General features: G+C 64.1%; 18 protein-coding genes. 10 read left to right on the top strand and 8 right to left on the bottom strand.

Annotation, left to right across the window (positions count from 1 at the left end; genetic code table 11):
- Window positions 1-218: 218 nt before the first annotated feature.
- Together BFN67_RS03750 and BFN67_RS03745 are read right to left on the bottom strand one after the other, a co-directional pair.
- Window positions 219-2,105: an ABC transporter ATP-binding protein gene (locus BFN67_RS03750; protein WP_080918280.1), complete on the bottom strand. Its 1,887-nt coding sequence runs from the start codon at window positions 2,103-2,105 to the stop codon at window positions 219-221.
- Window positions 2,102-3,988, bottom strand: coding sequence for an ABC transporter ATP-binding protein (locus BFN67_RS03745; protein WP_080918279.1), 1,887 nt, complete (start codon window positions 3,986-3,988; stop codon window positions 2,102-2,104). Before BFN67_RS03745 ends, BFN67_RS03750 begins: the two co-directional genes overlap by 4 nt.
- Before the next feature lie 419 nt (window positions 3,989-4,407).
- On the opposite strand from BFN67_RS03745, the gene BFN67_RS03740 reads away from it, so the two are divergent.
- Window positions 4,408-4,869 (top strand): tRNA (cytidine(34)-2'-O)-methyltransferase, encoded by a 462-nt coding sequence (locus BFN67_RS03740; RefSeq protein ID WP_080918278.1) that lies wholly within the window; start codon window positions 4,408-4,410, stop codon window positions 4,867-4,869.
- Window positions 4,870-4,986: 117 nt separating this feature from the next.
- Here the strand turns inward: BFN67_RS03740 and BFN67_RS03735 are convergent, their stop codons facing one another.
- Complete coding sequence (locus tag BFN67_RS03735; protein ID WP_080918384.1) at window positions 4,987-5,244, bottom strand: hypothetical protein; 258 nt, start codon at window positions 5,242-5,244, stop codon at window positions 4,987-4,989.
- A 98-nt stretch (window positions 5,245-5,342) separates the two neighbouring features.
- Between BFN67_RS03735 and hemF the strand changes: the two genes are divergently transcribed.
- Window positions 5,343-6,257 (top strand): oxygen-dependent coproporphyrinogen oxidase, encoded by a 915-nt coding sequence (hemF, locus tag BFN67_RS03730; protein WP_080918277.1) that lies wholly within the window; start codon window positions 5,343-5,345, stop codon window positions 6,255-6,257.
- 103 nt (window positions 6,258-6,360) lie between these two features.
- Window positions 6,361-6,546 (top strand): DUF1059 domain-containing protein, encoded by a 186-nt coding sequence (locus BFN67_RS03725; RefSeq protein WP_080918382.1) that lies wholly within the window; start codon window positions 6,361-6,363, stop codon window positions 6,544-6,546.
- A 125-nt stretch (window positions 6,547-6,671) separates the two neighbouring features.
- Here the strand turns inward: BFN67_RS03725 and BFN67_RS03720 are convergent, their stop codons facing one another.
- Genes BFN67_RS03720 through BFN67_RS03710 form a run of 3 tightly spaced genes read right to left on the bottom strand, consistent with a single transcriptional unit; the run spans window position 6,672 to window position 9,210 of the window.
- Window positions 6,672-7,940: a CCA tRNA nucleotidyltransferase gene (locus tag BFN67_RS03720; protein WP_080918276.1), complete on the bottom strand. Its 1,269-nt coding sequence runs from the start codon at window positions 7,938-7,940 to the stop codon at window positions 6,672-6,674.
- A complete protein-coding gene (locus tag BFN67_RS03715) occupies window positions 7,937-8,581 on the bottom strand; it encodes a CoA pyrophosphatase (RefSeq protein WP_425349733.1) in 645 nt (214 codons plus the stop codon). Before BFN67_RS03715 ends, BFN67_RS03720 begins: the two co-directional genes overlap by 4 nt.
- Window positions 8,581-9,210, bottom strand: a complete 630-nt coding sequence (locus BFN67_RS03710) for a DUF1285 domain-containing protein (protein WP_080918275.1) — start codon at window positions 9,208-9,210, stop codon at window positions 8,581-8,583. Before BFN67_RS03710 ends, BFN67_RS03715 begins: the two co-directional genes overlap by 1 nt.
- A gap of 158 nt (window positions 9,211-9,368) precedes the next feature.
- Here BFN67_RS03710 and BFN67_RS03705 point away from each other — a divergent pair, with 158 nt between their 5' ends.
- From BFN67_RS03705 to BFN67_RS03685, 5 genes are all read left to right on the top strand, one after another.
- On the top strand, window positions 9,369-10,373 hold the full coding sequence (locus tag BFN67_RS03705; RefSeq protein WP_080918274.1) for an AAA family ATPase: 1,005 nt from the start codon (window positions 9,369-9,371) through the stop codon (window positions 10,371-10,373).
- Window positions 10,373-11,290 (top strand): DUF58 domain-containing protein, encoded by a 918-nt coding sequence (locus tag BFN67_RS03700; RefSeq protein WP_080918273.1) that lies wholly within the window; start codon window positions 10,373-10,375, stop codon window positions 11,288-11,290. Before BFN67_RS03705 ends, BFN67_RS03700 begins: the two co-directional genes overlap by 1 nt.
- Window positions 11,287-14,106 carry a DUF4159 domain-containing protein gene (locus BFN67_RS03695; RefSeq protein ID WP_080918272.1) on the top strand — a complete coding sequence of 940 codons (2,820 nt, stop codon included), beginning with the start codon at window positions 11,287-11,289 and terminating at the stop codon, window positions 14,104-14,106. Before BFN67_RS03700 ends, BFN67_RS03695 begins: the two co-directional genes overlap by 4 nt.
- Before the next feature lie 4 nt (window positions 14,107-14,110).
- Window positions 14,111-16,180, top strand: a complete 2,070-nt coding sequence (locus BFN67_RS03690) for a hypothetical protein (protein ID WP_080918271.1) — start codon at window positions 14,111-14,113, stop codon at window positions 16,178-16,180.
- 126 nt (window positions 16,181-16,306) lie between these two features.
- Complete coding sequence (locus BFN67_RS03685) at window positions 16,307-17,170, top strand: aminoglycoside adenylyltransferase domain-containing protein (protein ID WP_158083467.1); 864 nt, start codon at window positions 16,307-16,309, stop codon at window positions 17,168-17,170.
- Window positions 17,171-17,342: 172 nt separating this feature from the next.
- Here BFN67_RS03685 and BFN67_RS03680 read toward each other — a convergent pair whose 3' ends face one another.
- Both BFN67_RS03680 and BFN67_RS03675 read right to left on the bottom strand, forming a co-directional pair.
- Window positions 17,343-17,564, bottom strand: a complete 222-nt coding sequence (locus BFN67_RS03680) for a hypothetical protein (RefSeq protein ID WP_080918269.1) — start codon at window positions 17,562-17,564, stop codon at window positions 17,343-17,345.
- Between the two features lie 34 nt (window positions 17,565-17,598).
- The gene (locus tag BFN67_RS03675) at window positions 17,599-18,057 is read right to left on the bottom strand and encodes a hypothetical protein (protein WP_342587433.1); all 459 of its coding nucleotides are present in this window, start codon (window positions 18,055-18,057) and stop codon (window positions 17,599-17,601) included.
- A 68-nt stretch (window positions 18,058-18,125) separates the two neighbouring features.
- On the opposite strand from BFN67_RS03675, the gene BFN67_RS03670 reads away from it, so the two are divergent.
- Together BFN67_RS03670 and BFN67_RS03665 are read left to right on the top strand one after the other, a co-directional pair.
- Window positions 18,126-18,842 carry a response regulator gene (locus BFN67_RS03670; RefSeq protein ID WP_080918268.1) on the top strand — a complete coding sequence of 239 codons (717 nt, stop codon included), beginning with the start codon at window positions 18,126-18,128 and terminating at the stop codon, window positions 18,840-18,842.
- Window positions 18,839-20,245, top strand: coding sequence for an ATP-binding protein (locus tag BFN67_RS03665; RefSeq protein WP_080918267.1), 1,407 nt, complete (start codon window positions 18,839-18,841; stop codon window positions 20,243-20,245). The genes BFN67_RS03670 and BFN67_RS03665 overlap by 4 nt, the downstream gene beginning before the upstream one ends.
- Window positions 20,246-20,280 lie beyond the last annotated feature (35 nt).

Raw genomic sequence — 20,280 nt, 5'->3', positions numbered from 1 at the left:
TTTGTCCAGTCGCGAGAGAGGATATGGGCAGATTGTCGCGGGCATGGCCGCACATCGGCCGCAAAGCCTTGCTGGCACACGTCAAATCATGCTCGCGGCCTGTTGCAGGCACTTGGTGCCGCGCTGCGCCGGCAAGGCGTTGGGGATATCGTGATCGCGGACGCCGAATCGTCACGCCGCCGCCCGCGCAACAAGCGCCGGGGGCAATCTACACCGATCTATTCCGCTGGCCGGGTTTCCTCCAGCGGGCTTTCCTCATTGAACAGGAAGCCGCCCGACTGGCGTTTCCACAGCCGCGCATAAAGCCCGTCCAGAGTCACAAGTTCATCATGCGTGCCTTCCTCGACGATACGGCCACGGTCGAGCACGATCAGCCGGTCGAGCGCGGCGATGGTGGAAAGCCGGTGCGCAATCGCGATCACGGTCTTGCCCTGCATGAGCCGGGAAAGATTTTCCTGGATCGCCGCCTCGATATCGGAATCCAGCGCCGAGGTCGCCTCGTCCAGAATGAGGATAGGCGCGTCCTTCAGGAAAAGCCGCGCAATGGCGATGCGCTGGCGCTGGCCACCGGAAAGCTTGACGCCGCGCTCGCCGACAAAGGCGTCGTAACCCTCGCGTCCGCGATTGTCCTCGAGCGACAGGATGAACTCGTCCGCCTCCGCGCGTCTTGCCGCCGCCTTCACTTGCGCATCGCTCGCCTCTTCCATGCCGAGTTTGATATTGTCGCGCAGCGAGCGGTGGAACAGCGCCGTTTCCTGGCTGACCACGCCGATATTGGCGCGCAGCGAATTCTGCGTGACGCCGGCAATGTCCTGCCCGTCAATGCTGATATGGCCGCCTTCGAGGTCGTAAAGCCGCAGGATCAGGTTGGCGAGTGTCGTCTTGCCGGCACCCGACGGTCCGATCAGCCCGACCTTCTCGCCCGGCCTGATCGTGAGATTGATGTTTTCGAGCACCCCCGCGCCCTTGCCGTAGTGGAAGCGCAGATCTTGTACATCGATACGCCCGCCGGTCACGCCGAGTTCCCTGGCATCCGGGCTGTCCACCAGGCCGAGCGGCTGCGAGATCAGCGCCTTGGAATTCTCCAGCACGCCGAGATTGCGCAGGATTCCGTTCAACTGCATCATCAGCCGGCCGAGCAGCATATTGAGCCGCAGGACCAGCGACAGCGTAAAGGCGACCGCGCCGACCGTGATACGCCCTTCCAGCCACAGATAGATGGCGAAGCACGCGATCGCCGTGATCATGGCGCCCGACAGCGCCGTCAGCGCCATGCGCACCCCAGTCAATTGCCGTGTGAACGGCTTGAGCGCGGCGAGATAGATGTCGAAGCCGGAGCGGATATAACGGTCGTCGCCATCGGCGGCGAAAAGTTTCAGCGTCTGCACATTGGAATAGGAATCGACGATGCGGCCATTGATCATCGAGCCGGCTTCGGCATTGGCTTCGGCATGCTTGCGGATCGCCGGCAGATAGCGCCGCGCCAGAAGCCCAAAGGCGGCGATCCAGATCGCCACCAGCGCCGCCAGCCGCCAGTCGAGCCCCGCCACCAGCACCAGCGTCGTCACCGTATAGACGACCATGAACCAGACGACCTCGATGAAGCTTTCCATCAGGTCGCCGGTCGCCTGCCCCGCCTGCCACACTTTCGTGGCGATGCGCCCGGCGAAATCGTTCTGAAAGAAGGTGTAGGACTGGCGCGAGACATGCCGGTGCGCCTGCCAGCGTACCAGGTTGAAGAAGCCGGGCACGATGGTCTGTTCGTCCACCAGCGCCGACAGGCCGACAACGACGGTGCGGATGACCAGCACCACCATGACCATGAAGACCAGTTCCCAGCCGGCGACGTGCCAAAGAGTGACCCAGCTTCGCCCGCCTTCCGGCAACTGGTCGAGAATATCGACCAGCCGGCCGACGAAGTAGAACAGTCCGGCCTCCACCAGTGGCGCAATGCCGCCGATGACCAGCATGGCGAAGAAGGCCATGCGCGCCTGCCCGACATAGTGCCATATGAAGCCGATAACCGTCGCCGGTGGCCTGAGTTTCGCCGGCTCCCGGAACGGATAGACCCAGTTCTCGAACCAGCGATAGACTGCGTTCATCACTCCGCCGCTTCTTCCCGCATCTCCAGCTTCATTCTCGCTGCCGGCTCGCTCTGGCCGTCGTCCGGCAGGAAGCCGCCCGACTGCCGCCGCCACAATTGGGCATAGAGCCCGCCCTGCGCAACCAGTTCGTCATGCGTGCCCTGCTCGATGATTTCGCCCTGATCCATCACCACCAGCCGATCCATCGCCGCGATGGTGGAAAGCCGGTGCGCGATGGCAATCACTGTCTTGCCTTCCATCAGCCTGTAGAGGTTCTCCTGGATCGCTGCCTCGACCTCTGAATCCAGCGCCGAAGTGGCCTCGTCGAGAATCAGGATCGGCGCATCCTTCAGCATGACGCGGGCGATGGCGATACGCTGCCGCTGGCCGCCCGACAATTTAACGCCGCGCTCGCCGACATGGGCGTCGAAGCCGGTGCGGCCCTTGGCGTCGGCGAGTTCGGGGATGAAGCCCAGTGCCTCGGCGCGCCGCGCCGCCTCCAGCATCGCCTCCTCGCCGGCATCCGGCCTGCCATAGAGAATGTTTTCGCGCACCGAGCGATGCAGCAGCGAGGTGTCCTGCGTGACCATGCCGATGGCGGCGCGCAGCGAATCCTGCGTCACGTCGGCAATATCCTGCCCGTCGATCAGAATGCGGCCGCTTTCAATGTCATAGAAACGCAGCAGGAGATTCACCAGCGTGGACTTGCCGGCGCCCGAGCGCCCGACCAGCCCGACCTTTTCGCCCGGCTTTATCGTCAGCGACAGGTTCTCGATGACGCCCTTGCCCTTGCCGTAATGGAAGCCCATCCGGTCGAAACGAATCTCGCCACGCTCCACGACGATATCCCTGGCGCCGGGCTTGTCCTCGACCAGCCGCGGCAGCGAAATCGACGAGATACCATCCTGCACCGTACCGATATTCTCGAACAGGCTCGACACCTCCCACATGATCCATTGCGACATGCCGTAGAGGCGCAGCACCAAGCCGACCACCACCGCGACGGCGCCGACGGTCACCACCCCGTTCAGCCACAGGCCGATAGACAGCGCGCCGACGCCGATCAGGAGGGCCGAATTCAGGCCGTAGACGACCATATAGAACTTGCTGATGAGCCGGGCTTGCGCATAGGCCGTCTCCAGGAATTCGGCCATGCCCTGCCGCGCATAGTCGGATTCGCGCCGGCCGTGTGAGAACAGCTTCACCGTCTGGATGTTGGTGTAGCTGTCGACGATGCGGCCCGTCATCATCGAGCGCGCGTCGGCCTGTGCCTGCGATACTTTGCCGAGGCGCGGGATGAAATAGCGCAGCGCCAGGAGATAGCCGGCCAGCCACAGCACCATCGGCGCGGCCAGCCGCCAGTCGGACGAGCCGAGGATGACCAGCATACCGAGGAAATAGACCACGACGTAGTTCAGCACCTCGGCGAACTTGATCACCGTCTCGCGCACGGCCAGCGCTGTCTGCATCAGCTTGGTGGCAATGCGGCCGGCGAACTCGTCCTGGTAGAACGCCATCGACTGGTTGATGAGGTAGCGATGCACCTGCCAGCGTATGCGCATCGGATAGTTGCCGAACAGCGTCTGGTAGGTGTTCAACGACGACAGCACGACCAGCGCGGGCAGCGCCACGCCGACGACCAGCGCCATACCGGCCAGCTTCCACCATTCCGTTTGCAGGAAGGTGTCGCGGTTCTGCGCGGAGAGCCAATCGACGATGTGGCCGAGGAAGCCGAACATCCACACCTCGATCACGGCGATTATGGCCATCAGCACGGCGGCCAGCAGCACGAACGGCCAAGCCGGCCTGGTGAAGTGCCAGCAAAAGGCAATCAGCGTCTTCGGCGGCTCGACGGGCTCGGCAGCAGGAAAAGCATCAAGTCTTCGTTCAAACCAGCTAAACATGGTCTTGTCTCGTCTTGCGGCGCTTGCCCGGCGAACCAGAAGAAATTCGGATCGGGCGGGAGCCGAAGCCCCAAAGCGCGAAAATGGTTTTTCGAATTGAAGTCGGCCGCTTGACGGCCCGTCGCAGACAGATAGGAACGCAATCACAACCGTTCGAGGCCGAAAAGGCCCAGCGCAAACGTCTCGATGATGCCTGTATTCAGGAAAGCGTCGAACCGGTTGCCGTCAGGCGGAGCGCCTGCGAAGTGGGTGGCGCATATATGCGATCGTCACAAATTTCATATCCGCCTCCGTCGGTTCGAGTTGACAATGGGCGCCTCATACACGCATTCGCTGCAAATGACCACCCTGCGGCAGAGCGAACGTGATTGCCCGAAATCCACTGTGACCATCCGGCCACGCGAGACGAGCGCGCCGAAATGACCAGTCCGTTCCGCATCGCTCTCTATCAACCCGATATTGCCGGCAATACCGGCACCATCCTGCGCTTCGCGGCATGCATGGGACTGGCGGTGGATATCATAGAGCCGGCGGGCTTCACGCTGTCCGACCGCAACCTGAGGCGCGCCGGTATGGATTATCTCGAAATGGCAAGCCTCACCCGCCATGCCGACTGGCAGGCCTTTGAAGCGTGGCGCGTGCAAAGCGACCGCAGGCTGGTGCTGCTTTCCACCAAAGCCGCCCGGCCCTATACGGAATTCATCTTCGCCGCCGACGACATCCTGCTTCTGGGCCGCGAATCCGCCGGCGTGCCGGATCATGTCCATAAGGCAGCCGATGAACGGCTGCTCATTCCCATGCATGCGGGCGCGCGCAGCCTCAATGTCGCGCTCGCCACGGCCATGGTTGCGGGAGAGGCGCTACGCCAGCTTGGCGGGTGACTGGACGGTGCATCGGGCGAGACGCCGCCTCTAGTGATCTGCGCAAAGCGGGCGGCGAAAGCATCTGTTTAACGCATGATCTTATTCGAAAAGTCTGCAACTCTTCGGGATCAAGCTCTAATCCGCCGCCGGCAATCGCCTGATGGTGAATTCGATCACGTCGCCCGGACGCTCGAACCAGCTCTCGATTTCGGTCCAGTAGGCCTGCTTGGGCCAGCGTTCGAACCATTCCTGCGCTTTCAGCCGCGCATCCGGGCGAGGCAGCACGAATGTCTCACGCAGGAAGCCGTCGCGCGGCATGCGCTCGCGCTCAGTGCGACCGCGTTCGAGTCTTTTCTTCAGGCCATCCAGCGCGGGCCGTGCCGGGGTGCGCAAAAAAGTCTCCTTGACCCTATCTGCCAACAGATTAGGGATCGCGCGGTAAAAATACGAGTCAAATCGCACCCTCCGCCACCGGTCACGGGAACAGCCCAATGCAGAGACCCGAAATTCCCGCAGGCCTGCCCGCCGACATTGAAGCCCGGAAGGAAAAGGCGCAAAACTGGTTCGAGGCGCTGCGCGACCGCATCTGTGCCGGCTTCGAGGCCATCGAGGATGAACTGACCGGCCCGCATGCGTCATGGGCGGCGGGCCGCTTCGAACAGACCCCGTGGCAACGCGAGGGCGGCGAAGGCGGTGGCGGCATGATGTCGGTGATGCGCGGCCGCGTCTTCGAGAAGGTCGGCGTTCACACTTCGACTGTACATGGTGAGTTCTCGCCGGAATTCCGCGCCCAGATTCCCGGCTCCGATGAAGATCCACGCTTCTGGGCCAGCGGCATCTCGCTGATCGCGCATCCCTGGAACCCCAATGTTCCGGCCGTGCACATGAACACGCGCATGATCGTCACCTCCCGGCAATGGTTCGGCGGCGGCGCCGACCTGACGCCTGTGCTCGACCGGCGCCGCACCCAGGACGACCCCGATTCCATCGCCTTTCACCGCGCCATGCGCTTTGCCTGCGAAAAACACGCCGCAGTGGCCGACTATGACCGGTTCAAGCAATGGTGCGACGAGTATTTCTACCTGCCGCACCGCGACGAGGCGCGCGGCATCGGCGGCATCTTCTTCGACTGGCTGCATTCGGCGGAGGAAAAAGGCGGCTGGAATGCCGATTTCGCCTTCGTGCAGGATGTCGGCCGCTCCTTCATGGTCGCCTATCAGCATATCTTGCGCGGCAACTTCAACGCCAACTGGACCGACGAGGACCGCGAAGAGCAATTGGTGCGGCGCGGCCGCTATGTCGAATTCAACCTGCTCTACGATCGCGGCACGCTGTTCGGCCTGAAGACCGGCGGCAATGTCGCCTCGATCCTGTCGTCCATGCCGCCGCAGGTGAAATGGCCGTAAAGCCCGGTTGAGGCAGGCAGCACGGTTTTTTCGACCCTTCCGCAACCTACGCTCCGGTTTTGTGTTATGCTTGGGATCGATCGAAACAGGCCAGGAGGAAGCCATGAAGGAATTTCATTGCGGATCACTCGTGCCGGGCTGCGAATGGCACACCCGCGCCGAGGAAGAGGCCGAGGTGATGCGCCGCGCCGTCGAGCATATGCGCGAAACGCATGGTGAAACCATCATCCGTGAATCGATGATCGACGCGATCCGCTCGCGTATCGAAAAGGCGCGCGACGCTGCCTGAACAGATTCCTATTGCCTTGTCGTGCCTCTCCACGATGGGGCGGCACGGCACGCCGTTATCTCAAGGTAATCAACACGTTCGGCGTAAAAGCGGAATCGGCATTGCAACCGGAATGCCGGATCATCTCAATCTTGAATCAGTTTCTCAGCTCGCGCCAGCAAACCCGCGCGATCCAGCGCAAAGCCGCTGTCGATCCAAGCCGTTTCCAGCGCCTTCAACTGCCTTCCAAGCCTTGGCCCGGCAGGAACGCCAAGGGCGGTCAAATCCGCGCCCTTGATCGGGAAAACCGGCCTTTGCCATTTCAATGCAAAACCAAGCTGGCGTGACAGGCCGCCGGCTTCAATCAGCGCCGTATCGTCCTGCACGGCGCGCGACCGGGCCGAGACCAGCGCCAGCCGGAGCCGGTCCGTTGTCGCCTGCCTGTCGCCCAGATAGAGCCGTTTTGCCAGCGTGCCTTCGGTCGTCTTTGGCCCTACGGCAGAAGCCAGCGCCCAGCGTTGCAAGCGATTCGCTTCGTCGCCGGAAAACCGCAGCCGCTCGGCCAGCGCCTTCATGCGCGCCGCGTCCGGCGGCACCATCGATTCCAGCCTGAGCATCGCATCGGGCTCCCAGCCGAGCGCGCGCTCGGCCTCTACCAGTCCGTGTATGGCATCGATGCCCCATTTCTCGCTTTCCGGCAGGATACGCGACAGCACGCCCGCCTGGCGCATCCACAACAGCGCGCGGGCGGGATCGGGCGCCGAAAGCAGCTTTTTCAGTTCCGACCAGACCCGCTCTGCCGAAAGTCGGTCCAGCCCTTCTTTCAGCCGCGCGCAGGCTTTCAGCCCTTCGGCATCCGGCCGACCGTCGCCATACCAGGCAAAGAAACGGAAAAAGCGCAGGATGCGCAAATAATCCTCGCGGATGCGGGCTTCCGCATCGCCGATGAAGCGCAGCCGCCGCGCCGCGATATCGGCGACACCGCCGACAAGGTCGATTACCGTGCCGTCGGCCTCCGCATAAAGCGCGTTGATGGTGAAGTCGCGCCGCTCGGCGTCTCTGGCCCAGTCGCGCCCGAACGACACCTTGGCGCGGCGGCCGTCCGTCTCGACATCGGCGCGCAGCGTCGTCACCTCGAACGGCTGCCCGCCGGCCACTACTGTCACCGTGCCGTGCTCGATGCCGGTCGGCACAGGCTTGAGCCCGGCCGCCATGGCGCGACGCATCGTTTCTTCCGGCAAGGTGGTGGTGGCGATATCGACATCGGCGACCGGCTGGCCGAACAGCGCGTTGCGCACCGCGCCACCGGCAATGCGCGCCTGCTCGCCATCTTCGCCCAGCACGGCAAGCAGGCGCTGCAAGTGCCTGTCACGCAACCAATCCGCCCCATCGGCGATCTTCAACGGCTCGCTCACGCATAAAGCCTTTCATAGAGAGTGCGGATGATGCCCGCCGTCACGCCCCAGATGCGCTGCCCGCCATAGGGCATTTCGTAATAGAACCATTCCAGCCCGTTCCACATGCGGCTGTCGCGCCGGTGATTGGCGGCTCCCATCAAGAAGCGCAATGGCACCTCGAAGGCGGCGTCCACCTCGTCGGGATTCAGCGTCAGGTGAAAACCGGGCTGCACGACGCCCAGAACCGGCGCGATGCGATAGCCACTGCCCGAAACATAATCCGGCATACGGCCGAGCACCTCGATGGAGCGGCCGTCGAGCCCGACCTCCTCGAAGGTTTCGCGCAATGCCGCCGCTTGCGGCGTAGCGTCCGTCGCGTCGATACGGCCGCCGGGAAAAGCCACCTCTCCCGTATGATTGCGCAGGGTTTCCGCCCGCTTGGTCAGCAGAACCGTTGCTTCCGCACCGCGGTCGATCACCGGGATCAGCACCGCCGCATCGCGCAGCGGCTTCGCCCCGATCAATCGCGGATGGCCGGGATTGAAACGATGATCGCCATAGTCCTCGCCTTCGCCCTCGCCCGCATGGGCAAGGACGCGGGCGCGAAAATCCTCCGCCGAGAAGACCGGTTCGGCCATTGCGTTCATAAGGGCGTCCATCAGGCGCTCAGCCGTTTCAACCTGTCCACCGGCATGATCGGAAACACCGCGCCACGAGAGCGCACCGCAAATATGGGCGTGCCATCGACCACCACCTCCTCGCCATGTTCGGCGAGTTCATACATCACCGACCGCGCCACAAGTGCGTCCAGCCGCCCGCGCACCAGAAGATAGGGCTTCAGCCCGCCGGTCTCGTCCTCGTCGACAAAGCGCAGCGGATGATCCGGCCCGGCCTCGACCACATCGCCGACATTGGTGCGAAAGGTCATCACCTGATCCTCGCCCTTGCCCGAGACATTCATTTCGACGGCGACGAAGGGCGCGTCCTCGATGCGGATGCCGACCTTTTCCACCGGCGTCACCAGATAGGTGCGGCCGTCTTCATCCTTGCGCAGCACGCTGGAAAAAAGCTGCACCAGCGGCATGCGGCCGATGGGCGTGCCGAGATAGAACCATGTGCCGTCCGCCTTGATTTCCATGTCGATGTCGCCGCAGAAAGCCGGGTTCCAGCGTTCCACCGGGGCCGCGCCCTTGCCGGCGCGCGCGGCGCGCGAAATCAGCGCTGCCAATCCGCCAGCCTCTTTAGCGGAGGAAATGTCGCCTTCACGATGTTCGCGCTGTTCTGTCATTGTCACGAAATAGTCACTGTTGTTGCGCTTGTCAGGCTTGGGTTCGATTTAAGGACCGAGCGGAACAGGTTCAACTGGAACGTAGCTTGTTCTAAGGTCCGCCGACAGGCCCCGTGGAAGCGAATCGCGGTGGCGCCTCTAACCACAAGGATCGACGAATGAGCGTGGTGGTCAAGGAGAGCCCGATGGACGAAAAGGCCATGATCGCCGAGGCCGAGCGCGCGCTGAGCGATATTTCGCATGTCCGCGAAGGCGTCGGCCGGGTGATCTTCGGACAGGAAAGCGTGATCGAGCGCACGCTGGTGGCGCTGCTTGCCGGCGGCCATGCACTGCTGGTCGGCGTGCCAGGCCTTGCCAAGACTAAGCTGGTCGAGACATTGGGCATCGTGCTCGGCCTCGAGACCGGCCGCATCCAGTTCACGCCGGACCTGATGCCCTCCGATATTCTCGGCTCCGAGGTGATGGAGCAGGACGAGAACGGCCGCCGCTCCTTCCGCTTCATCAGCGGCCCGGTCTTCGCGCAATTGCTGATGGCCGACGAGATCAACCGCGCCTCGCCGCGCACCCAGTCGGCATTGCTGCAATCCATGCAGGAATATCACGTCACCGTCGCCGGCCAGCGCTACGACCTGCCTTCCCCCTTCCATGTGCTCGCCACCCAGAACCCGCTGGAGCAGGAAGGCACCTATCCGCTGCCGGAAGCTCAGCTTGACCGCTTCCTGATGCAGATCGACGTGCTTTATCCCGAACTGGAGGCGGAACGGCGCATTCTGGTCGAGACCACCGGCGTCGATCAGGCCACGGCCCGCAACGCGCTTGCCGCCGAGCGGCTGAAGGAAATCCAGACACTGATCCGCCGCATGCCGGTGCCCGAAAGCGTGGTCGAGGCGATCCTCACTTTGGTGCGCTCGACGCGGCCGGGACAAGGCAATGCCGACACCGACAAGCATGTCGCCTGGGGACCGGGGCCGCGCGCCAGCCAGGCATTGATGCTGTGCACCCGCGCCCGCGCGCTTTATGATGGCCGGCTGGCGCCGTCGGTCGATGACGTGCGGGCATTGGCCCTGCCTGTCCTTCAGCACCGCATGTCGCTGACATTTGCCGCGCGCGCCGATGGCATGAGCGTGGGCGATGTGGTGGCGAAGCGCATCAAGGAGATCTGATGGCGAATATCGGCCAGCTCCAGGCTCCGACAATTGCCGGCGAGGCGCTTGCCCGCGGGCGCGGCCATGCCGCGCTGGTGCCTGACCTTCTGGTCGAAGCCCGCCGCATCGTCAACACGGTGATAACCGGCTGGCATGGCCGCAAGAAGCGCGGCATCGGCGAGAATTTCTGGCAGTTCCGGCCCTATGTCGAAGGCGAGGCTGTCAACCGCATCGACTGGCGCCGCTCGGCGCGCGACGACCACACCTATGTGCGCGACCGCGAGTGGGAGGCCGCACACACGGTCTGGCTGTGGGCCGACCCATCACCGTCGATGCTCTATAAGTCCGCCGCCGCGGCCGCCTCGAAACAGGAGCGCGCGCTGGTGCTGGTGCTGGCGGTGGCCGAACTGCTGTCGCGCGGCGGCGAGCGCATCGCATGGCCCGACCTGACCGACCCGTTCACCGCCCGCAACGGCGCCGAGCGCATCGCCGCGCGCCTGGTGCATGCGCCTGAGTCGCAGGCCAAGCCCGACCTTTCCGCCATCCGCCGCTTCGCAGATCTCGTGCTGGTCAGCGATTTCCTCGATCCGGTCGAGGAGACCTTCGCATGGCTCGACGCCCTGGCGCGGCGCGGCGCGCGGGCGCATCTCATCGAAATTGCCGACCCCGCGGAAGAAACCTTCCCCTATGCCGGCCGCACCGAATTCACCGATCCCGAAACTGGCGAAAAACTCACGGCCGGTCGCGCCGAGCGGTTGGCCGACGACTACCGCCGGCTTTATATCGCCCGCCGCGAGGAACTTGCCGCCTGGTGCCGCCGCCGTGGCTGGAGCTTTATCACCAACCACACCGACCGTCCGGCATCGGAGGCGCTGGTGCGTCTGCATATGGCGCTCAGCGCCGATGGCTTTTTGACGAAAGGATCGGCCGCATGAGTTGGCTGCCGCTCTCCTTCGGCGCGCCAATGGTGCTGTGGGGCCTGATCGCCCTGCCCGTCATATGGTGGCTGCTGCGCCTGACGCCGCCCAAGCCGCAGGCGGAGGTGTTTCCGCCGCTGAAAATCCTGGCGCGGGTGCTCAGCCGAGAGGAAACGCCGCAGCAAAGCCCGTGGTGGCTCACTCTGCTGCGCCTGATCCTTGCGGCACTCGTCATCGCCGCCCTTGCCGATCCGGTCTGGAACCCGCGCGAGGCCCTGCCGACCAAGGGCTCCGCGCTGGCGCTGGTCATCGACAATGACTGGGCTTCGGCTCCCGACTGGGACAAGCGTGTCGCCACCGCCGAGCGGCTGATTACCGACGCCGGCAAGAAGGGCGTGCCCGTCATCATCGCCTTCACCTCGGAAAAGCCGAATGCCGAGATCGGTCCGTTCGACGCGACGGCCGCGCTCGACCACCTGCGCGCCGCAAAGCCACGGCCGATCCCCACCGACCGCCCCGCCATCTATGCCCGCGTCGCCCAAAAGCTTTCCGGCATGCCCGACGCCAGCGTCGCCGTGTTGGCCGATGGGCTGGCGGCGAAGGGCGACCGCGAAGCCTTCGACAGCTTGCTTTCGAAAAACGCCGCCAATGTCGTGTGGGCGGTACCGGACAGGCTCGACGCTCTCGTCCTTGCCGATGCGCAAAACGAGGTGGACGGCTTTGCGCTGACTGCCATCCGCGCGCCCGGCGATGTCGCGCCGCGCCAGGTTACAGCCGGCGCCTTCGACGAAAAGGGCAGGCGCATCGCCGACGCCACCCTCAACTTCGCCGCCGGCGCGACCACCGCAACCGGCACGATGAAAGTGCCGTTCGAACTGCGCAACGACTTTTCCTCGATCGCGCTGGACGGCGAGCGGCAGGCCGGCGCGGTGCGCGTGCTCGACGACAGCGCCAAGCGGCGGCGCGTCGGGCTTTTGTCGCAGATCGACGCCGACCAGGCTCAGCCTTTGCTCTCGCCGCTGTTCTACATTCGCCGTGCACTGTCGCCCTTCGCCGATCTGATCGATCCCTCAGGCGCAGATCTCGCCAAATCCATTCCCCAACTCCTGGAACGGAAGCCGGCCATGATCGTCATGGCCGATGTCGGCACCATCCCTCCCGAAACCCGCCAGAAGCTGATCGACTGGGTGGACAATGGCGGCACGCTGGTGCGCTTTGCCGGCTCGCGGCTGGCGGCTGCGGGAAATGACGACGAACTGTTGCCGGTCCATCTGCGTACCGGCGAGCGTTCGCTGGGCGGCGCGCTGTCATGGACCACGCCGCAGCCGCTCAGCGATTTTCCCAGGACCGGGCCGTTTGCCGATCTCGCACCGCCGAAAGATGTCACCGTCAGCCGGCAGGTGCTGGCCGAGCCCGGCCCCGATATCGTCGAGCGCACATGGGCCAACCTTGCCGACGGCACGCCGCTGGTGACGGGTCTGAAGAAGGGCAAGGGCATGCTGGTCCTGTTCCATGTCACCGCCGAGGCGACATGGTCCAGCCTGCCGATTTCCGGCTCCTTCGTGGAAATGCTGCGCCGCATCGTGCAATTGTCGCGCAATCAGGGCGCCGCCACCGTCGAAACCGGGCCGTCAGCGACGGCTCTGGCGCCCTATCGCATGATCGCGGCCGATGGGGCACTGGTGCCGCCTCCCTCCGATGCCCGCCCGCTCCTGCCCAGCCCCGGCCAGCCGGTGACGATCGAAAACCCACCCGGCCTCTACGGCTCGCAAACCGGCGTTTTCGCCCATAACCTGCTCAATGCCAAAAGCACATTGGCCCCCCTGCAGCGCCCGCAGATCGGCGTTCCCGTCACCACCGTCCGTTATGCCTTCGACCAGTCGCGCCACCTCAAGGGCTCGCTCATTGCAGCCGCGATCGTTCTGATGGTGCTGGACACGCTGGCCGTGTTCTGGATAGGCGGCGCCATGGCGCGCTTTCGCCGTCGCCCCGCGGCCGGGGCGACCGCAGCAGCCTTGCTCATCGCGCTCGCCGCGCTTGCTGTCCAGCCGAACCCCGCAAAGGCCGACGATTCCAAACCGGGCGACGAGGCGGCCATCGAGGCCATCGACAAGACCCGTATCGCCTATGTGCTGACCGGCGTGCCGAAGGACGACTCGATCAGCCGCGCCGGCATTGAAGGGCTCAACCGCTTCCTGATCGAAAAGACCGCGCTCGATCCCGGCCCGCCCGCCGGCGTCGATATCGGCAAGGACGAGCTTTCCTTCTACCCGCTGATCTACTGGCCGATCGATCCGGCCGCGCCGATGCCGAGCCAGGCGGCGATCGCGCGTATCGATGCCTATATGAACCAGGGCGGCACGGTGCTGTTCGACACACGCGACCAGTTCTCCAGCAGCATCGATGACGGCAGCGCGAGCCCGGCAACCGGCCGGCTTCGCGACATTCTGGGCAATCTCAACGTGCCGCCGCTGGAGCCGGTGCCGCCCGACCATGTGCTGACCAAGACCTTTTACATCCTGCCGGAATTTCCCGGCCGCTTCACCGGCAGTCCGCTTTGGGTCGAGGCCTCGCCCGACACATCCGGTTCGGAAAGCCGGCCCGTGCGCGCCGGCGACGGCGTCAGCCCGATCCTGATCACCGCCAATGATTTTGCCGGTGCGTGGGCCATCGATGCCAACGGCAACCCGCTTTTGCCGACCGTGCCCGACGACCCCATGCAGAGGGTTTATGCGCTGCGCGCCGGCGTCAACATCATGATGTACATGCTGACCGGCAATTACAAATCCGATCAGGTGCATATACCCGCGCTGCTCGAACGGCTGGGGCAGTAGAATAATGAACTGGTCGCTTGCCTTCGATCCGCTCCTGTCATGGCCGCTTGTCGCGGCGGTGCTGGCGCCGCTCGCCATTCTCGCGCTGGCAGGCTTGTGGCTGCGCCAGCGCGGCGCCTGGCTTCGCGTTCTGGCGCTGGCCGCGCTGGCGGCCGCGCTGGTCAATCCGGTGTTTCTCGACGAGGCGCGCGAGCCGTTGAAAAGCGTCGTCGCGGTGGTCGTGGACCGCAGCCAGAGCCAGGATATCGGCGAGCGCACGAAACAGACAGACGCCGCCCTCGAGGGCGTCAAGGAACGGCTGGCCCGTTTCAAGAATTTCGATGTGCGCGTCGTTGAAACGGGCAAGTCGGGCGCGGCCGAGGAGCGGACCGAAACGCGCCTGTTCGCCGCGCTGGAGAACGCCTTTCGCGACGTGCCGCCCTCCCGCATTGGCGGCGCCGTCATGATTACCGATGGCGAAGTGCATGACGTGCCGGCCGGCGCGCCGGGCTTCGCAGATCCCCTGCATGCGCTGATTACCGGCCATGAGCAGGAGAAGGATCGCCGCATACGCTTCGAAAACGCGCCGCGCTTCGGCCTTGTCGGCAAGCCGCTCGATATGAGTTATCGCGTCATCTCCACCGAGGCGGCCGGCGGGCCGGTCGATGTGCGTATTTCGGTCAATGGCGAGCAGGTCGCCATGGATCGCGCCTTCATCGGCCAGGAAATGCCGCTGCAGGTCACGGTTCCCAATGCCGGGCGCAACATTGTCGAGCTTTCAATTCCCAGGGAAGACGGCGAACTGACCGACATCAACAATCATGCCGTCGCCCTTGTCGATGGCATCCGCGAAAACCTGCGCGTGCTTCTGGTGTCGGGCGAACCGAACGCCGGCGAGCGCACCTGGCGCAATCTGCTGAAATCCGACGCCTCGGTCGATCTCGTCCATTTCACCATCCTGCGCCCGCCGGAGAAGCAGGACGGCACGCCGATCAATGAATTGTCGCTGATCGCCTTCCCGACGCGCGAATTGTTCGTGGACAAGATCGACCAGTTCGACCTGATCATCTTCGACCGCTACCAGCACCGTGACGTGCTGCCGATCCTCTATTACGACTACATCGCCGAATATGTGCAGAACGGCGGCGCGCTGCTGATCGCCGCCGGCCCCGAATATGCCGGCCAGCAGACCATTGCCCGCACGCCGCTGATCGCCGCGCTGCCGGCGCAGCCGACCGGCGAGGTGATCGACAAGGCGTTCTATCCGCGCCTCACCGATCTCGGCAAACGCCACCCGGTCACGCGCGGCCTCGACGGCTCGGCGTCCGAGCCGCCGCATTGGAGCCGCTGGTTCCGCACCATCGGCGTGGAAAATCCGCAGGGTGAAGTGGTGATGAAGGGCGCCGACGACAGGCCGCTGCTCATTCTCGACCGCAAGGGCAAGGGCCGCGTCGGCATGCTTTTGTCCGATCAGGGCTGGCTCTGGGCGCGCGGCTATGAGGGCGGCGGCCCGCATGTCCAGCTTTACCGCCGCATCGCCCACTGGCTGATGAAGGAGCCGGAACTGGAAGAGGAGCGGCTGACCGCCGACGGGCGCGGCATGGTGCTGGAGATTCGCCGCCAGACCATGAGCGACGACCCCGATACGGCTGAGGCGATCACGCCTTCCGGCAAGACCATCACCGTAAAGCTGCAAAAATCCGCACCGGGCGTGTTCACCGGCAGCGCCGAGGTGGGCGAGATCGGCCTTTATCAGGTCGCCAATGGCGATCTCACCGCCCTAGCCCATGTCGGGCCGGTCAACGCGCCGGAATTCACCGACGTCGTCTCGACCCCGGCAAAGCTGAAGCCGGCGACGGATGCCACCGGCGGCAGCGTCCGTCGTCTGGCTGACGGCGGCAGCGGCATCACGCTGCCCTCCATCGTGCCGGTTCGCGCCGCCAGTCAAGCCGCCGGCGACGACTGGATCGGCCTGCGCACGACCGACGACAGCGTGCTCAAATCCGTTTCCCGCGTGCCGCTGTTCGGCGGTTTCCTCGGCCTCGGCCTGCTTTTGCTGGCGCTCGGCGGCATGTGGTATCGTGAAGGCCGGTAAGCCGCGATGCGGGTTGCATGACCCCACGCGAGAAGGCGGCAGGTTCGACAGTCCATTGATCAGGCGCGTTCTGGCCGGAATGGAAACTCTCGACGCTAAGAGAGACGTTGGCTCATTGTTGCCCGGTTGCCGAAAGCGGCCGTTCCACCTACGCATGATCGCAAGTCCTTAATGTTCAACGATCACCCGTGCCGCATGAACGCCCGTACCCACAAGTTGAGTATTCCGCCCGAAGCGATGAGTGCTCTGCCACCCTTGAAGCATCGGCTCGAGTCATCTGTTGTGGCGATCTATCTGCACGGCTCCGCCGCAACCGAAGGGCTGCGCAAGCGGAGCGATGTTGACCTTCTCATGGTCGTAAGCAAGGCGCTGCCTGCTTCGGTACGCGCGCGCCTATCGGCCGACCTGATGACGGTCTCCGGGCTCTATCCGTTCGACCCGATGGGGCGGCGGCCGCTCGAGGTCATAATCGTCCGGTTGGCTGATCTCGAACGGATGCCGTATCCAGCGCGTGCTGAGTTCGTTTACGGTGAATGGTTGAGGGGCGCCCTTGAAGGCGGCGCAGTTCCGCAAGCCGAGGTGAGCCCCGAGTTCACTCTGCTTCTCGCTCAAGCGCGACGGGAAGCGGTGCCCCTGGTTGGCCCGAGCATCGCCGATATGGTTCCGAACATACCTTCAAACGTCATACGCCGGGCAATCGGTGATCTCCTGCCGGAACTTGTCGAGTCTGTCGAAGGGGATGAACGCAATGTGCTGCTGACGCTGGCGCGGATGTGGAGAACCCTCACGACAGGCCAATTCGTTTCCAAAGATGCCGCCGCGGATTGGGCAGGTCCGCAGTTGTCCGATCAAGCGGCAGGAACCCTCGCACTTGCGCGGGGTGCCTATCTTGGTGACGGCGATGACGATCTGCATCTTCGGAGAACGGAAGTAACGCAGACCATCGAGGAGATAAGAGAGCGCATTCTCGCTGTCCTGCGACGTCTCTAATGACGTCGACTATTCTCCTGATCTGCACCAAAAGCCGACCATCCCGCTTCCCACCCCACTACTGTCGCTCAGCAATTTCCATTATCCGGTGAACCTTTCACGCTGCCGAAAAAAGCCACCCGTGCGGCATCGCGCACGAGTGGCTTTTGGCGACATGAAAGTCGCTGAAGGCTCAGGCCTTCGGCGCTTCCTTGACCATCTTCTTCTTGGCTGTGTGTTTGATCTGATGCTTCTTGTGCTTCTTCACCATCTTCTTGGTGTGGACCGGGGCTTTGGTTGCCCGAGCCGTCGTCGTGGCGGCCGCGGTGGTGGCGGCATTCGCGACGCCCATGGCGGGCACCGAGAAGGCGAGAGCGACGCCCAAGCCGAGCGCGGAGAGGAGGGACTTTTTCATGGGTGCTTTCCTTTGTCTCAAGTGGAATCGAGTGTCACGGACCGGGATCGACCGGTTTCACTCCAAGAAGCTTCAAACCATTGGCCAGCGTCCGTATTCCCTGTGCCTGCCTCTTGCTGGCACAGAACCGGTGCGCCTTCTTTTGAAGCGCTTTCGCCCGGACGACTTGCGGCGCCCCGGCATGGGTCTTGATGGCTTCGTCAAGCTGATGACTGAGCCCGTTGCACTGTTCGCTGCGGGACATCACCGCCTTTGCCTCGACCTGGCTTGCGACGACGGATGTGAGCAGGATGCCAAGCAGCGCCCCCATCGATCGTAGCCGGTTTCGTGACATCGTCGGTTCCTGTTTGTCCCGGAGCGGACCCGCCGGCCGGTATTCGGCCGCCGTGGAAAGCGTTATGAGCCGCTTCTCTTTCTCCAGTTTTTCTGGAATGTTGAATTTTGTTTCCGGATTGTTTCTGTCGCGAAGCTTCGTCGCGCCGGCCGCCGCCACGGCTCACATTTGCCGCAAACCGGCCGTTACTGCTCGCTCGGGCAATTCGCATCTCAAGGCACGATTCCGTGAAGCCAGATCCGCATATTCTGATCGTCGACGACGACAGGGGCATCCGTGACCTGCTGCAGGAGTTTTTCCGCAAGCACGGCCTCAGCACTTCCGTGGCCGCCAATGGCGACGAGATGGAAACGCTGATGCGGCGCGGCAAGATCGATCTCGTCATTCTCGACGTCATGTTGCCGGGCCGTAGCGGGCTGGAACTCTGCCGCGACTTGCGCGCCCGGTACTCCACGCCCATCATCATGCTGACAGCCGTCACCGAAACGACCGACCGCGTCGTCGGGCTGGAAATGGGGGCCGACGATTATGTGCCGAAGCCGTTCGATCCACGCGAGCTTCTGGCGCGCATCCGCGCCGTGCTCAGGCGCCAAGGCATGTCGGATGAAAAGCGGGCGCCAACGCGGCAGGTCTACCGCTTCGCCGGCTGGACCATGGATTGCTCGCGCCGGCGGCTGCTGGCGCCGGGCGACGTGCGGGTGGAACTGACGGCCGCCGAATTCAACCTGCTGCACACTTTCGTGCGCTCGGCCCAGCGCGTGCTGACGCGCGACCAGCTCATCGAATTGTCGGGGGGCGAAGGCGGCGTCAATTACGACCGCTCGATCGACATTCTGGTCAGCCGCCTGCGGCGCAAGATGGAGGACGACCCGCGCACGCCGCAACTCATCGCGACGGTGCGCAGCGGCGGCTACCAGTTCCTGCCCGAGACCGCTTCGGAATGAGGCGCGTCCTGCCGCAGACCCTGCCCGGCTGGGTGCTGCTCATCGTCATCGCCGGCCTGCTCGCCAGCCAGGTGGCGACTTTGTTCATCGTCTCGCGCGAACGCACCGCCTCCAGCGACATCGTCGATTATTACCGGCTGAACGACCGCGCTTTCTCGCTGGTGCAACTCATGCACGCCGCGAGCCCGCAGGAGCGCCGGCAGATGGTGACCGGCATGGCCAATTCCAGCTATGCGCTGACCCTCTCCGACAAGTCGGCGGTGGCCTCTCCCATCGCGCAGAACGACCAGCTCGCCGAGCTTGAAGACATTCTGGTTGGCCGGCTGGCGAAATTCGGGATCACCGAAGCGCGTGTCCGGCATGACCGCGCTTCCGACAATGAAAGCTACAAGCACGCCAGGCCGGATTCCGACATTGGCGATGTCGAAAGGGAACTCATGGCCCTGACGGCCAATTTCGCCGAGAGCGGAACGCTGACGGCCTCGATCCGGTTCAGCGACGGGCAATGGCTCAACTTCACCAATCCGATCATCCCTCCCGGCCCGGTTTTCAGCCTCGAAAGCCTGCCGCTCTACATGGTGGTCGCCGGATTGGTCATCATCTCCTCGATCTGGTCGCTGCGCCGGCTCACCGCGCCCTACCGGGTGATGGAAACTGCCGTCCGGCGGCTCGGCGACGACCTGAAAAGCCCGCCGATCCCGGAAACAGGCAGCCGTGAAATCCAGGCGGCGGCACGCGCCATCAACACCATGCAGGCCAGATTGCGGGCCTATGTCGAGGACCGGGAGCATCTGGCGGCCGCGCTGGCGCACGATCTGCGCACGCCATTGACACGCATGCGCCTGCGCCTCGAACTGCTCGGCAATTCGAAACTGCGCAACGCGCTGGCGCACGATCTGGCCGATATCGAGGACATCGCGCGCTCTGTCGTCGATTTCGCCACCTTCGAGGTGACGGACGAAAGCAGCGAACGCATCGACTTCCTCTCATTGGTGGAAGCGATCGCGGACGGAATGGACAGCGTCCATCTCGACAGCAAGGGCACCGGCGCGCGCGAACTGATCTGCATCGCGCGGCCCGTGGCCCTGCGGCGCTGCGTGACCAATCTGGTGCAAAACGCCGTGACCTACGGCAAGGCGGCGCATCTCAGCCTGCGTCGGGACGCCGGCAAGGCGGTGTTGACCATACGTGACGAGGGGCCGGGCATCCCGCAGGCGCAACTCGATGCCGTGTTCAGCCCCTTCGTCCGCGTCGAGCGGTCCCGCAACCGCGAAACCGGCGGCCTCGGCCTCGGCCTCACCATTGCCCGCAACATCGCCCGCGCCGCCGGCGGCGACATCCGCCTTTCCAATCGTCCAGAAGGTGGATTGCAGGCTGACCTCAGCCTGCCGCTGGCGGGCTGAGCAGCCGACAAAAAACAGAGCCGGCATCCATCAAA

Source organism: Manganibacter manganicus (genome assembly GCF_002075885.1).
Classification (GTDB): Bacteria; Pseudomonadota; Alphaproteobacteria; order Rhizobiales; family Rhizobiaceae; genus Mesorhizobium; species Mesorhizobium manganicum.
This window is presented reverse-complemented; position numbering and strand designations above follow the sequence as displayed.